Source organism: Geomonas azotofigens, assembly GCF_018919395.1.
GTDB classification, from domain to species: domain Bacteria; phylum Desulfobacterota; class Desulfuromonadia; order Geobacterales; family Geobacteraceae; genus Geomonas; species Geomonas azotofigens.
In genome coordinates this window covers 572,374-586,869 of the sequence record NZ_JAHLME010000002.1, presented here as the reverse complement: position 1 = coordinate 586,869, position 14,496 = coordinate 572,374, and the positions used below count along the sequence as shown (strand labels likewise).

Below are 14,496 nucleotides of genomic sequence, written 5' to 3'. Positions count from 1 at the left end.
TCTAATATTCGTCCCTGTTGCTGAGGTTTTCGAACCGGGTGAACTCGCCTCTGAAGGCGAGATCGACGGTGCCGATGGGACCGCTTCTGTGCTTGCCGATGATGACCTCCGCCTTCCCCTTGAGGTCCTCGTTCTCCTTGTCGTACACCTCGCCGCGGTAAACGAACATGATGATGTCGGCGTCCTGCTCGATTGCCCCGGATTCACGCAAGTCGCTCATCATCGGGCGCTTGTCGGTTCTCTGCTCCAAGCTTCGGTTCAGCTGTGACAGGGCGATCACCGGGATGCTCAGCTCCTTGGCCAGCGCCTTCAGCGAGCGCGAGATCTCCGAGATCTCCTGCTGGCGCGATTCGCTGTTGGCGCCGCCGCGCATGAGCTGGAGGTAGTCGATGACGATGATGCCGATGTCGTGCTCGGCCTTGAGGCGCCTCGCCTTGGAGCGAAGTTCCATCACCGTGATCGAGGGGGTGTCGTCGATGAAGATCTTGGAGCTGTGCAAAAGCCCGGCGCCCTTGATCAGCTTGGGCCAGTCGTTTTCCTGCAGGTGTCCCGAGCGCAGGCGAGTCAGGTCGACCCGGGAGGCGGAGCAGAGAAGCCTCTCCACCAGCTGCTCCTTGGGCATCTCCAGCGAGAAGATGGCGGCCGGGAACTTCTTGTCCGAGTCGACCGCGGCATACTGGGCCACGTTGAGCGCGAAGGTGGTCTTACCCATCGCAGGACGTCCCGCGATGATCACCAGGTCGCCGGCATGAAAGCCAGCGGTCAGCTTGTCGAGGTCGGTATAGCCCGTGGGAACGCCGGTCACCAGCTCCTTTTTCTCGTAGAGGAGCTCGATGTTCTTGATGGTGTCCTTCAGGATGTCGCTGACCTTGTAGTAGGAGGGGCGGAGCTTGTTTTCCGAGATCTCGAAGATCACCTTCTGCGCCGAGTCGAGCAGTTCCTCGACCTCCACCTTGTCCTCGAAACCGTGGCTGACGATGTCGGTGGCGGCGGAGATGAGCTTCCTGGTGATGTACTTCTCCTTCACGATCTTGCAGTAATAGGAGATGTTCGCCGCCATCGGGACGAAGTCGACCAGGGTCGCCAGGTAGGCGCCGCCACCCACCTCGTCCAGCTCGCCCTTCTTGCGCAGGATGGTGGTCATGGTGATCAGGTCGCAGGGCTCGCCGCGCTCGTTCAACTCGATCATGGCGCGCATGATCTTTCTGTGGCTCTCCCGGTACATCTCCTCCGGCGTAAGGACCTCAAGCACGCGGTTGATCGCCTCGTTGTCGACCAGGATACCCCCCAGGATCGACATCTCCGCTTCAATGCTTTGCGGTGGCAGTTTTCTCATGTCCGCTTGGTTCATGCAGTTCCTCAAAAACAAAAAGCTGCGCCTGGGCGCGGCGGTGCCTGACGGTTTTACTGAAGCGTCGAATAGTACCTGTTACCGGCGCCGTGGTCAACAAAATTGACGGTTTGTGACAGAAAGTTGGGGGCTTGCGGCGCGGCTTCGGGCCTAGACGCCGCACTCCCTGAGGAAGGCCAGCGACTTCAGTTCCCGGTCCAGGTGGAGGTCGATGGCGGGGTTTAAGAGGAGGTCCGCCTCGCGCAGCAGTTCATCGGGAAAGACCACGGCGCCGAAGCGTCCGGTCTGCATGGCGCGGGCGAGCAGCGATGCCGTTTCCTCGGAGACGCCGCGTACCTGCAGCTCGGGCTGGTACCCCAGTATCTTCAGGAGGTTGACCGCGAAGAAGCGGCGGTCGGAGGGTGAGGCGGGGGCGTCGTTGAGACGTTCCAGGTAGCAGTACAGGAGGCGGAACAGGCGGGGGCTCGGCTCGTCCTCGGGGGTGAGCCGTTCGACCAGTTCGCAGGCGTAGGCGGCGCAGCCGATCTTGGCGAGGTCGGCGCGGATGCCGGGGAAGATGCCGACGATGTCGGCGCTCGACAGGGTGGCGAGGCCGCTGCCGAGGTGCAGTTGCAGCTTCAAGTGCGCAAACGGTTCCAGCGCGCCGGCGAAACGTTTCTTGCTCCGCTTGGCGCCGCGCGCCGCCCCCTGCAGTTTTCCCTGTTCCAGGGTGAACAAGGTGACGATGCGGTCCGCCTCCCCGAAGTCGGCCAGCCGCAGCACTATCCCTTCAACTTCGGCGTTTTTCATGCGGTGAAAGGTAGCACTGCGGCGGGGGGTGAGTCAACAACCATGCGGTGCAGTGTGCGATGCGAATGGCGGTGAAGGGGCGAATAATCATTCGCCCAGCGCTGGTGCCGCCGGGGTGCCGTTGGCCCGCAGCGCCCGCCCCCACGATGTCGGTACCGGCTGCAGGTGCGTCCAAAAGCCGGGGGGAGGTGGAATCGCCTCAAAAGGCTCGGGCGAATGATTATTCGCCCCTACAGTGGAGACCATGGCGTATTGGGCATGCCCGGACCTCGCTAGCCCCGAATGTTCAACCTGTGCATCAAGATCCCCAAATACCGGTTCAGCGGATGGCTTCGGGGCAGGGACTTGATGGGTGGGGTCCCCCTGGTGCCGCACTTGGCCAGCTCGGTATAGAACTCCTGCCCGCCCCCCAACTGCACCCCCTTGCGCAGCGTCTCCAGCCCTTTGCCCTTTTCGCCGTAAAGCACCTGGATGCGCCCCAGGTTCAATCGGATGCGCAGGTTGCCCGGATCGTCGCGGAAGGCTCTCTCCGCAAGCTTCAGGGCTTCGCCTACGTCGCCTCCGCTTTTGGCCTGGCTATAGGCGAGGTCGGATGCCGTTTCCGGGGAATCCTCCAGGGCCTGGGCCTGCCCGAAGCAGCAGCGGGCCAAGAAGTAGAGTTGGCGGTTCAACGCCTCCACCCCCTTCTCCCTGAGCTCGAACATGTCGCTCCCGGGCTGGATCTGGTCCACCTTCTCAAGCACGACATACGAGGTGGGGGGGGAGGTCTGCAGGAATTCCTCCCGGTGCATTTCCGTGAACGAGCAGGGGGGCTGAGGGAAATGGACGTCCCCCTCGTAGTGGCCGTGCACCACGGTGAGGTAGATCCTCTGACACAAGGGGAGGGCCTCCCGGAACACCTCTTCCCCGCCGCAGATGAAGAGTTCCTCGTCCCCCTCGGCGGCCGCGATCCCTTCCTGGAGGGTCCGGGCAACGATGATCCCGTCCGTCCTCCCCATGCTCTTGCTGAGCACGATGTTCTTGCGCCCGTCCAGCGGGTGGCCGATCGACTCGAAGGTTTTTCTCCCCATCAACACCGCATGTCCCATGGTGAGGCTTCGGAAACGAGCCAGGTCGGCGGGAATGTCCCAGGGAAGTTTCCCGTGCGCGCCTATCACCCTGTTGTCGGACATGGCAGCTACGATGGAGATGATCATAAGGCCTCCGCAGTCATCTGAGATTGCAACACACTAGCGCAGCGTCACCACCGTCACGCCGTCGCCGCCTTCGAAGCGCTCGCCGGTGCGGAATTCCGCCACCAGCGGATGCCCGGTCAGGTAGCTCCGTACCCCCTTCATCAGGGCGCCGGTCCCCTTGCCGTGCACCACGCGCACCTCGGAGATCCGATCCAGCGACGCGTGGTTCAAGAAGGGCTCCAGCACGCCGATGGCTTCCTCCACCCGCATTCCGAGCAGGTTGATGCTGCTTGCGGGTTCCTGGGCGCTGGTCTCGACCTCCTGCTGCCGGGCGCGCTGTTTACGTACTTTCTTCGGCTCTTTCCCCTTGGGCTTTAACAGCGATATGAGCGCGACGTCCAGTTCCATGCTGCCGGCGCGCACCCGGGCCCGGCCGGCGCGGCGATCGACCGAGAGGATGGTGGCGTCGCAGTTGAGCGGTTTCACGAAAAGGACGTCCCCGGCGGCGACCTGGTCCGGGTCGACGTTCTCCTCCGGGTGCAGTCCGTCCAGCTCCGCTTCGACCTCGCGCGCCGCCTGGTCAAGCTTCTCCTTGGCCTCGCGCGCCTTCTCGCGCTTGGCCTCGTCGATCATGGCCGCCACCTCGCGGCGCGCCTTGGCGATGATCTGCTGCGCTTCCAGGAGACCCTTCTCGCGGGCGTCCCGCACCAGGGCCGCCGCCTCGTCGCGACGGTCCACCAGGCTATGCTCCGCGCGTTCCAGTTTCTCCTCGCGCTCTGAAAGTTCGGCCAAGGTGCGGTCCAACTGCTCGCGCTTCTCCTTCAGGTCGCGCAGCAGGGCATGGAAGTCGGCCTCCATGGTGCCGATCATGCTCCGTGCGAAGCTCACCACCCGCTCGGGGAGCCCGTAGCGGCTGGCGATCTCGAGGGCGTGCGACTCGCCCGGCTCGCCAACCACCAGCCGGTACAGGGGCGCCAGCTTCTGCCGGTCGAAGGCCATGGCCGCGTTCACCATCCCGGCCTCGCGCTGCACGAAGCCGATGATCTCGGTCAGGTGCGTGGTCGCCACCACCAGGGCCCCTTTGTCCTGCAACTCCTTCAGCACCGCGCAGGCGATGGCCGCCCCCTGTCCCGGTTCAGTGCCGGTGCCGAGCTCGTCCAGGAGCACCAGCGCGCCGTTGTCGGCACGCTTGATGATGCTGGAGATCTGGGAGATGTGGGCCGAGAAGGTGGACAGGCTCTCCTCGATGGACTGATCGTCGCCGATGTCCACCAGGATGCTTCGCACCAGCGGCAGCACGGTGCCGGGGAGGGCGGGGACCGGCATGCCGCACAGCGCCATCACCGAGAGGAGTCCGGCGTTCTTGATGGCAATGGTCTTGCCGCCGGTGTTCGGGCCGGTGACCACCATGACGCGGTTCTCCGCGGCCAGTTCCAGGTCCAGGGGGACCACGTCCTTCCCCATCAGGGTGAGGATCGGGTGGCGCGCCCCCTTGAGAAGAATGGTCGGGGTGTCGGCGATGACCGGTGTCTCGCTCTTCAGGCGATCGCTCAGGGTGGCGATGCAGTTCAGGATGTCGAGCTGCACCAGCGCTTCGAACTGCTGCAGGATCGCCTCGGCGTCCTCCCTGATCCAGTCGCAGATCTGCCGGACGATGCGGATCTCCTCGGCACGCTCGTCGGCCACCAGGTTCTCCAACTCGTTGGCGAGGCCGATGATCTCCAGGGGCTCCATGAACGCGGTCTCCCCCGAATTGGAGACGTCGTGCACCACGCCGGGGACCATCCCCTTGGAGTCCATGCGCACCGGGATCACCCAGCGCCCGGACCTCTGGGTGATGAAATCGTCCTGCAGGAAGATCGCGGTGTGCCGCTCGCGCACGATCTCCTCCAGCCGCTTCTTGATGCGGGTGGTGAGTCCCTTCTTCCTGCCGCGGATGTCGGCCAGAAGGCGCGAGGCGGTATCGAGGATCTCTCCCTCCTCGTTCACGGTGTGCTCGAGCGGGTTCAAAAGGTCGGGGAAGCCGGTGACGACGCCGGCCTCGGCCACGAGCAGCGGGACGTCGCTGCGGAAGGAGAGCTGCGCCGCCACCGCGGCCATGACGCGCAGGGTCGGGATGAAGCGCTGCAACGCGATCGGGGCGATGACCGCGCCCTTGGGGCGGACCGCCTTAACCTGCGGGGTGATGTCCTCGAAGGGGGCGAGCTTCAGCGCGATGCCGAGCCGGGTCAGCTTGCGTATCTCGTCGACGAGCCCCAGGCGCAGTTCCATCTCCTGGCGGCTTTGCAGAGGTGCTATGGCGAGGGCCCCGTCGTGGGAAGCCTCGCAGTGGGCGAAGGTTGCGGCGGTTTCCAGGATCTTGTCGAATTCCAGCCGCTTCAGGGTGTCCTTGTCGATCATGTAGATAACTCCGGGGGAAGAAACAGGCAAAAGCCAAGGGGGAGGATTTTAGCGAACCTGTCGTATTACAAAAACCAGGCGACCGGGCTGAACAGGCGCTCCAAAAAGCGCACCGGCCAGCCCCGTTTCTCGTGCTCGTGCAGCACGATGCGCCGGGTGCCGGCGAAGTCGGCTTCCAGCATGTCGGCGACCTGGGCGCCGAAATCGTGGCTGTCCACCACCACGTTCAGCTCGTAGTTGCGATGGAAGCTCCTCAGGTCCATGTTGGCGGAGCCGACCATGGTCCAGTTGCCGTCGATGAGGAGCACCTTGGCGTGCAGGACGGCGCGGTCCATCTCGTGGATCTCCACGCCGTTTCTCAAGAGCTGCCCGTAGTAGGTCCGGCTTACCAGGCGCACCAGCGGGACGTCGCTCTTGTAGGGGAGCAGGAGCCTGACCCGCACCCCGCGTCCCGCGGCCCGCAGCAGCGACCGGATCACCCGCGGTCCCGGTATGAAATAGGGACTGGCGATGGTGACGCTCTCGGAGGCCCCGGCGATGGCGACCCTGAAGGCGCTCCTGATGAAGCTCCGCTTCAAGTGCGGTCCGCCGTTCACTACCATGACCTTGGCATCGCCGTCAAGTTCCGGCAGCGGGGCAGGATCGGTTCCCACCGGTGGCACCCCGACCTCCTCGGTCCAGGTCTCCTGGAACAGGCGCAATAACTCGAGGCCCGCCTCGCCCTCGATCCGTAGTCCCACGTCGCGCCAGTTGGTCTTTTTCTTGCCGAAGCCGGAGTAGACGTCGGCGATGTTCATGCCGCCGGTGAAGATGCGCCAGCCGTCGATGATGACGATCTTGCGGTGATCGCGCTTGTCGAACCAGGCGATCCCCCGGCGGAAGGGGGGCGGGTTGAAGGGGGCGCAATTGACGCCTCCCTTGGCGAGCCTCTTGAAGTAAGCGGCGGGGGTGTCGAAACAGCCGATGTAGTCGTAGAGCACGTAGACCCGTACCCCGCGCGAGGCGGCGGCGAGGAGGGCGTCGGCCACAATGCGCCCGGTCTCGTCGTCGGCGATGGTGTAGAACTCCAGGCAGATGCTTTCCTTGGCCTGGGGCAGCGCCTCCAAGAGGGCGGTGAAGAACTCGGAGCCGTAGCGGTACAGCGTGGCGCGGTTGCCCATGAAGGTGACGGCCTCGGTGTTCCTCCTGAAAAAGTCGAAGAACTTCGCCGTCTGAAACAGCAACTGCTTTCTTTTTCGCCGCATGCTGGTCATAGGCCGAATCCAAAAGCGAAAAGCGCGGAAATAACGTCAACCAGTTACTTCCGCGCTTCGGGTGATATGACTAAGGGGGGTACCCGTTAGACAGAAACAACTTCCTTGATGCCGGGGATCTTTTCTTTGATGGTTCTTTCGATACCCATCTTGAGGGTCATGGTGGACATCGGGCAGTGGCCGCATGCCCCCACCAGACGCACCTTGACAATCCCGTCGTCGGTTACTTCTACGAGTTCAACATCGCCGCCGTCCGCCTGAAGCGCCGGCCTGATGTTCTCCAGTATGGCTTTTACTTCTTCAGTCATGTACTCCTCCAGTGAGCTTTGGTTTGGAACAGGTATGAGTCTATAGGATTTTTACAATAATTGCAAAGCCATCGACGCGGCCCGCTGGCCTTTCCCGTCCCTGCCTGCCAGCGGAACCGGGTTACATCCCCGCAAGGGAGCCGCCTCCTAATCCTTGCCGTGCACGCCGGGGGTGGTGAGCGGGTAGGGGGCCAGCACCTCTTCGAGTTCCTCCTCGGTCAGGATTGCCCGCTCCAGGATCACCTCGCGAATACTCTTGCCGCTCTTGGCCGATTCCTTGGCCACCTCGGCCGCGGCGGCGTAGCCGATGCTGGGCGCAAGCACCGTAGCGAGCCCCACGGACTGATCCAGGAAGTTGCGGCAGCGCTCCTCGTTGGCGGTGATCCCGGTGACGCAGAGCGAGGTCAGCTGGTGCAGGCAGTTCTTCAGGATCTCCATGGAGAAGAGCAGGTTGAAGGCGATCACCGGCATCATCACGTTCAGTTCCAGCTGCCCGGCCTGGGCCGCCAGGCTAACGGTGAGGTCGCACCCCATGACCTGGAAGCAGACCATGTTGGTCACCTCCGGGAGCACCGGGTTCACCTTGCCCGGCATGATCGACGAGCCGGGCTGCATGGCGGGAAGGTTGATCTCCCCCAGGCCGGTGCGGGGGCCGGAGGAGAGCAGGCGCAGGTCGTTGGCCAGCTTGATCAGGTTGACGGCGGCCCCCTTGACGCTGGAGGAGAGGGCGACGAAGGGATCCATGTTCTGCATCCGCTCGACGAGGCTTTCGCCCCGGGTCAGCTCCTGCCCGGTTTCGCGCGCGAGTCCCTCGACGATCAGGTCGATGAAGGCCTGCTCGGCGTTCAGTCCGGTCCCGACCGCGGTGCCGCCGATACCCAGTTCGCGCAGCCCCGGGAAGGCGCGCTCGAGACCGGAGCGGTTGTTGGCGATGGCGATGGACCATGCGGAGAACTCCTGCCCCAGGCGGATCGGCACCGCGTCCTGCAGGTGGGTGCGCCCCGATTTCAGGATGTGGTCGAACTCGATCCCCTTGCGCGCCAGCGCGTCGGAAAGGTCGCGCAACTCGTTGTCCAGTTCCTGGGCCAGTTCCAGCGCCGCCAGCCGCATCGCGGTCGGAAAGACGTCGTTGGTGGACTGGGCCATGTTGACATGGTCGTTGGCGTTGACCCGGGCGTACTCGCCGATCGCGCCGCCGAGGATCTCGTTGGCGCGGTTGGCCAGCACCTCATTCACGTTCATGTTGTGCGACGTCCCCGCGCCGGCCTGGAACGGGTCGACCACGAACTGGTCGGCGAACTGCCCCGCGAGCGCCTCGTCGGCGGCCTTGACGATGGCCTCGCCCAGCTCCCTGGGGAGCCTGTGCGTGGTCATGTTGGCGATGGCCGCGCATTTCTTGATCCGTACCGTGGAGCGCACCAGCGCCTGGTGCGGCTTTAGGCCGGAGATGGGGAAGTTGTTGACTGCGCGCTGCGTCTGGGCGCCGTAGTAGGCGCCTTCCGGAACCTCGACGGTCCCCATGGTGTCTTTTTCCAACCGGTGTGCCATGACGAGCTCCTCGGAAAACAAGTTTCTTGGCATGCTGTCGATCAAAACACCCTGCACTGGCTTTATGCTGTCAGCCGTGCATCTCCACGTCTCTTTCTGATAGCGCGCGGAGAATCGGGCCGAGTTTTGTCTCAGCACGGCGCTATCAGTGTACCAGATCTGCCAGTGTCAGCAGCTCTTCAGTCGTTTTCATCTCGAAGACGGCGCACCCCATCGATTCTGGTAGTGCCAGATCGACGCGGTAGCGGTCCCCGACAAAGAGTGTCTCCTGTGGACGGCAGCCGATCTTTGTCAGTATGTCCTCGATGATGCGGCGATCCGGCTTGGGGATCCAGTAATCCTCGATGGTGAACACCCGGTCCAGCAGGTCGCTCACCGCTATCTGCTTCATGATCCGGCTGGAGAGGTCGCGGTTGTTGTTGGTGTAGAGGTGCAGTTGGAAGCGGGTGGCCAGAAGCTGCAGCAGCTCCCGGACGCGGTGGTCGGGCTTGAGCAGCCTTTCGGGATGGCAATCGGCGGCGAACCTTCGGTGCATCTCCGGCAGGGTTCCCCCAAGGGCCACGACGGCGCGACTGAGCGTGCCGCCGGCGCCGTCGGCGGTGCGGGTCGCCTCCAGGATGGCTTCCGCCTCCGCCGGCGCGACCCCCTTCAGGTCGGCGACGTAATGGATGGCGCTCTGGTTGACCTCCTCTCCGAGGCGGTCCTCCTGGTACAGCGTCCCGTCCAGGTCGAACACGATGGCCTTGAGGGTCAAAGCCCCATCCCCCATTTCCTCATGCAGAGAAGCTGCGGGTTTGGTACCCCCTTGGCCTGGATCAGCACCTTGAAGGTGTCGCCCATCCCCCCTTCGGGCATCATCAGCTTCTTGATGGCGAGCCGGTGCTTGAGGCTTTCCTGCTCGTCCTTGGCCTGGGCCACGAGCTTCATCAGCTCCTCCATGAGACCCACGCCCAAAAGGAAGCGGTACTGCTCGCCGTACCAGACCGCGACCAGGTTCTCCTCCTTGCCCGCCTCGATCAGCGAGCTGAAGTTGATGTGGGTAGTGATGTCCTGCTCGCCCACCAGCTGGTACGGGTCCTCGTTGGTGCTGTGCTTGTGGTAGCAGAGCAGGGTGCCGTTGCGCCGTTGGGGAGTGTAGAGCTCCTCGGAGAGGTAGCCGTAATCGATGGTGAGGACGAACCCGCGCTCCAGGGTCGTGGCGGCGCGGGCGATCCAGGCGGGCGCGGCGAGGTTGATCTCGGCACGCTGGCCCGGCATGAGCCGTACCTCGAACTTCGCCAGGTAGGCCGCGAGTTCCGGTGTGGACGGGGGGAGGAGCTTTTCGCGGAAGCCGTTGGCGTCCGCCGAGACGAAGACCTCCTTGAGGCCGTCCTCCGCCATTTCGACGAGGTGCACGGGCATGGCGTCGAACAGCTCGTTGGAGATGATGCAGCCGGTGAACCTGAGCGCGCCGTCGGAAAGCTCCTGCGGCGAGCTCCAGGCGAGGTGATCCGCGTGCTGTGCGAGCCGCGCTGCCTGGGCCTCCTGGAGGGACGGCTCCTTTTCGATCAGGCGGTAGGTGAGGGCGGCGTAGAGGCTCGGGTTCTCCTCGGCGATGGCGTCGAGGATGTCCTGCGCCAGTTGACCGCCCCCCGCGCCGGCTTCGGCGACGGTGAAGGAAGCGGGGCGCTCGAGCAGTTCCCAGAAACGGCCGATCTCACGGGAGATCAGGCGGCCGAAGGCGCTGTGCACGTTCATGCTGGTGTAGAAATCCCCCTCGGCGCCTACCTTGCGCCCCGGGGAGGTGTAGTAGCCCAGGTCGGGTTCGTAGAGAGCGCTCTCCATGAAGGAGGCGAAGGTGATGTCACCGCGGGAGCGGATGCGTTTGAGGATGATTTCTGCCAGTTGCGTCGTTGCCACTTCGTCAGCCATTAAAAGCCCTCCTGAATCTGAAGGTCTTTTTATATACGGAACGAAAATGGTTGTCAACGCAGGGTGAGAGCCGGGGGGGGGATGAATTATATATAGTGCTGACTGAGGAGGGGAGAAAACGGGATGCTGGGCTCTGGGCACTTACGCGACGACAACGTCACGCCGTCACACGAAGTGACCCCGGTGCCTCAAGCGTCCCCGCCCCCGGAGGGGGAGGGACTATCGGGGGGAGTCGTAAAGCTGAGCGGTGGCTTGCACCATCCCCGCCAGTTCCTCCCGAAGGTGGAACGGTTGCAGCAGTTCGGCGTGCGCGCCGTAGGAGAGGAGCCAGGCGAGGATCTCCATCTTGCCGCCGGCGTGGAACTTGAGCAGCAGGGTGCCGTCCGCCTGCTCCTCGATCTTCTGCGACGAGTGCCAGACGCGGTCCCTGATGGCGTGCGCGATGGACGCGGAGAATCTGATCACGACGTCCATGGGGGGCTCGGCGACGATGCCGAACGCCTCGCCGAGCGCCGAGCCGGGATGGAACCCCTCCGGTATCTCGAAGCGCTCCTTCAAGGGCTCCACGGCGCAGATCCGCTCGACGGCGAAGGTGCGCAGCGCCTCGCGCTCCTGCGCGTAGCCAAGGAGGTAGATGCCGCCCTTCTGGAACAGCAGCGTGTAGGGATCGACCCGGTAGTCGACCGGCTCGGGTCGGTTGGGTGGACGGTAGGAGATGACCACGGTCTGCTGGTAGAGCAGGGCGTTGCGGATCAGTTGCAGGTATTCGGCGTGGCGGGAGTAGTCGCGCTTGCCCTGCAACAGCGGCAGGGACACCTCGGCGATGCGCTCCATGTGGGCGGCGAGGCGCGGCGGCAGCACCGAGTTCACCTTGCGGAAGACGCTCTGCATGTCCTCAAGGAAAGGTGTCCCCTTGAGGAGGTCGAGCTGGGAGCGCAAAAGGGAAAGGGTCATCAGCTCCTGCAGGGTGAAGCTGATGGGAGGGACGTCCTTGAACCGGGTCAGGAAGCGGTACACCTTTTCGCCATCCTGCCAGTCGGAGATGAGCGGGTAGCCTGCCTCCTGGATGGCGACCAGGTCGCGGTGGATGGTGCGCTTGTTGACGCCGGTCTCCTCGGCGAGCTCGGCCACGGAAATGCCGTGACGCGCCTCGATGAGGCGAATCACGTCGTGGACCCTGCCCGCCTGGGAGTATTTGCGCGGGGGACGTCCCTTTCCGGTCACGGCTGCTCGGGCTGCTGCTCACCAGTCGTGGCTTTGGGCTTGCGGCGCCGGCGCTTGCGCTTGGCCGGTGCATCCCCGGTTGCGGCAGCCTCGCCTGTGGGCGCTGTTTCCATCGGCGCCGGCTTGGCTTCCTTCTCGGCTTTTTCCTTGCCCGAACCTGACCTGCCACCTTTGCTGCGGGATTCTCCGCGTCCTGGTTTCGCCCCGCGATCGCCTGGCTTGCCGCCCCTGCCGCCGGGCTTGTCGTCGGTGCGGCGGGGAGGCCTGGCCGTTCTCTTGTAGTCGTGGACGAACATGTCGTCCTCGGCCCATTCGGTCGGGATCTTCTGCTTGATGAAATCCTGGATCGCCTCGATGTAGAAGGCACCGTCCTCGTCGGCCAGCGAGATCGCCATCCCCTCGGCGCCGGCGCGGGCGGTGCGGCCGATGCGGTGCACGTAGTCCTCGCAGTCCTGGGGCAGGTCGTAGTTGATGACGTGCGATACCCCCTCGATGTGGATGCCGCGGGAGGCGACGTCGGTGGCGATCATGATGGGGAGTGTGCCGGCCTTGAAGTCGGCAAGGATCTTCATCCGCTTTCTCTGCTCCACGTCGCCCGAGATCACCTTGCACGGGAACTCGTTGGCGTTCAGGCGGTCCTGCAGGTATTCCGCCTCCCGCTTGGTGTTCACGAAAATCATGGTGCGTTCCATGCCCATCTTGCGCAGCAGGCCGAGCAGCAGGGGGAACTTCTCTTTTCTGGAGGCGTGGTAGAGAACCTGCTCGACGCGCTCAGCGGTCATCTGCTCCGGCGTGACCGAGACCTTTTCCGGCATGTTCATGAACTCGTAGGCAAGTTCCATGACGCGGGTGTTCAGGGTGGCCGAGAAAAGGAGGTTCTGGCGTTTTTCGTAGGGGGGGAGGCGCCTCAAGATAAAGCGCAGGTCGGCGATGAAGCCCATGTCGAACATGCGGTCGGCTTCGTCTATGACGAGGGCCTCGACATCCTTCAGCGAGTAGACCTTCTGCTTCAGGTAGTCGATGAGGCGTCCCGGGGTGCCGATGACGATGTCTGCGCCGGCTTTGAGCGCGTCGCGCTGTTTCATGTAGTCCACGCCGCCGTAGATGGCCTGGATGTTGAAGCCGGTGTACTTGCCGAGCGTCTGGGCGTCCTTTTCGATCTGGACGACAAGTTCCCGGGTGGGTGCCAGGATCAGTGCGCGGGGGTGGTGCTCGGCGCCGGTTTTCTGCTGGCTCAAAAGCCTGGTGAAGATGGAGATAAGGAAAGTGGCGGTTTTGCCGGTGCCCGTCTGGGCCTGTCCTGCCACGTCCTTGCCGGTGAGGGCCAGGGGGAGCGCCTTTTCCTGTATCGGTGTGCAGTCGGTGAAGCCGGTTTCGTCGATGCCCTTCTGGACCAGTTCCGGCAGCTGCAGCTCGGTAAATTTCATGTTTGTGTTTTCCTTTTTTGCCTTATTTCAACCGGATACAATTAGCATGTTGTGAGAAAAATGGCAATGACAGAAAGCCCGGCACGGGAGCGATGAGAAAGTCAAAGGCTTTAACGCAAAGACGCCAAGCCGCAGAGGCGCAAAGAGAAAAGCATGTGTGCCTTGGTTAGCGACTTGCTGCAGGGGGGCAAAAAAGACTTATTTGACGCAAAGCCGCAAAGGTGCGAAGAAAACCTTTACGCTTGTCTTGTCCTGTCGCCTTTCTTAACGTCTCTGCGGCTTCGCGTCTTCGCGTTGGGCCTCTGTGTTTTTTGGTGTCCGCTTTCTGCCTTCTTAGCGCCTTTGCGTCTTTGCGTTACCTACCAGCTTTTCGTTTTTGTGTTCTTTTTTTCCGTCTTTGCGGCTTTGCGTGCCACCTCTTTTTGTGTTATGTTCCCCGCGACAAAATCCCCAAGAGGTACCGATGACGCAATCCTTTATTCACATCGAATCACCCAACTACCTGAGACTTCAAGACCTTCCCACCCCGCCCGACTGGCAAAGCATTTTCGGCAACGACAACAGGCTCGCCCTGGAGATCGGCTGCGGCGTGGGCGACTTCATGCTCAAGACCGCCCTTGATCAACCCGACACCAACTTCGTCGCCATCGACTTTTACAACAAGGGGTGCGACAAGACCTGCCGCCGCATAGACCGGCATGGCGTCACCAACGTGCGCGTGGTGCGCGACGAGGCCCGCGCCTTCGTCACCGAGCGCATCCCCAAGGGGAGCCTCTCCGCGATCTACATAAACTGCCCCGATCCCTGGCCCAAGAAGCGGCATCGCAAGCGGCGTCTAGTGAACAAGGAGTTCATCGAGTTCCTCCTGGACTACATGGTCCCCGGCGCCGACTTCTTCTTCGCCACCGACTTCGACGACTACGGCATCGACGTCGCCAACGCCCTCCCCGGTATCGCGCCCCTCGAGAACCAGTTCGCCCCGGATCTCTACCGCCACGAGTTCCCCGGCTACCACCTCTCCAAGTACATGCGCAAGTTCATGGCGGAGGGAAAGCAGATCTACTTCATGCACTACAAGGTGAAGTAGCTTGGTGGTGGAAAACATAAGAG

The 14,496-nt window shown here is 63.2% G+C and carries 12 protein-coding genes; 1 reads left to right on the top strand and 11 read right to left on the bottom strand.

Annotated features, from left to right (window positions below; translation table 11 throughout):
• Window position 1: 1 nt before the first annotated feature.
• The 11 genes from dnaB to KOL99_RS07540 all read right to left on the bottom strand — a co-directional run bounded on the left by dnaB (window position 2) and on the right by KOL99_RS07540 (window position 13,386).
• A complete protein-coding gene (gene dnaB, locus KOL99_RS07590; protein WP_216509864.1) occupies window positions 2-1,351 on the bottom strand; it encodes a replicative DNA helicase in 1,350 nt (449 codons plus the stop codon).
• A 150-nt stretch (window positions 1,352-1,501) separates the two neighbouring features.
• Window positions 1,502-2,140 carry a DNA repair protein RecO gene (gene recO, locus KOL99_RS07585; protein ID WP_216509863.1) on the bottom strand — a complete coding sequence of 213 codons (639 nt, stop codon included), beginning with the start codon at window positions 2,138-2,140 and terminating at the stop codon, window positions 1,502-1,504.
• A 272-nt stretch (window positions 2,141-2,412) separates the two neighbouring features.
• Window positions 2,413-3,336, bottom strand: coding sequence for a dihydrofolate reductase (locus KOL99_RS07580; RefSeq protein WP_216509862.1), 924 nt, complete (start codon window positions 3,334-3,336; stop codon window positions 2,413-2,415).
• A gap of 33 nt (window positions 3,337-3,369) precedes the next feature.
• Window positions 3,370-5,715, bottom strand: coding sequence for an endonuclease MutS2 (locus KOL99_RS07575; RefSeq protein ID WP_216509861.1), 2,346 nt, complete (start codon window positions 5,713-5,715; stop codon window positions 3,370-3,372).
• A 65-nt stretch (window positions 5,716-5,780) separates the two neighbouring features.
• Complete coding sequence (locus KOL99_RS07570; protein ID WP_216509860.1) at window positions 5,781-6,968, bottom strand: phospholipase D-like domain-containing protein; 1,188 nt, start codon at window positions 6,966-6,968, stop codon at window positions 5,781-5,783.
• 86 nt (window positions 6,969-7,054) lie between these two features.
• A complete protein-coding gene (locus tag KOL99_RS07565) occupies window positions 7,055-7,276 on the bottom strand; it encodes a NifU family protein (protein ID WP_199390922.1) in 222 nt (73 codons plus the stop codon).
• Window positions 7,277-7,423: 147 nt separating this feature from the next.
• Window positions 7,424-8,824 carry an aspartate ammonia-lyase gene (locus KOL99_RS07560; RefSeq protein ID WP_216509859.1) on the bottom strand — a complete coding sequence of 467 codons (1,401 nt, stop codon included), beginning with the start codon at window positions 8,822-8,824 and terminating at the stop codon, window positions 7,424-7,426.
• Between the two features lie 145 nt (window positions 8,825-8,969).
• Entirely contained in the window at window positions 8,970-9,578 is a 609-nt protein-coding gene (locus KOL99_RS07555; protein ID WP_236025881.1) for an HAD family hydrolase, read from the bottom strand.
• Window positions 9,575-10,735 carry a class I SAM-dependent methyltransferase gene (locus KOL99_RS07550; protein ID WP_216509857.1) on the bottom strand — a complete coding sequence of 387 codons (1,161 nt, stop codon included), beginning with the start codon at window positions 10,733-10,735 and terminating at the stop codon, window positions 9,575-9,577. The genes KOL99_RS07555 and KOL99_RS07550 overlap by 4 nt, the downstream gene beginning before the upstream one ends.
• A 219-nt stretch (window positions 10,736-10,954) precedes the next feature.
• A complete protein-coding gene (locus KOL99_RS07545) occupies window positions 10,955-11,959 on the bottom strand; it encodes a helix-turn-helix transcriptional regulator (protein ID WP_216509856.1) in 1,005 nt (334 codons plus the stop codon).
• Entirely contained in the window at window positions 11,956-13,386 is a 1,431-nt protein-coding gene (locus tag KOL99_RS07540; RefSeq protein ID WP_216509855.1) for a DEAD/DEAH box helicase, read from the bottom strand. Before KOL99_RS07540 ends, KOL99_RS07545 begins: the two co-directional genes overlap by 4 nt.
• Before the next feature lie 463 nt (window positions 13,387-13,849).
• Here KOL99_RS07540 and trmB point away from each other — a divergent pair, with 463 nt between their 5' ends.
• Window positions 13,850-14,473: a tRNA (guanosine(46)-N7)-methyltransferase TrmB gene (gene trmB, locus KOL99_RS07535; RefSeq protein ID WP_216509854.1), complete on the top strand. Its 624-nt coding sequence runs from the start codon at window positions 13,850-13,852 to the stop codon at window positions 14,471-14,473.
• Window positions 14,474-14,496: the final 23 nt, after the last annotated feature.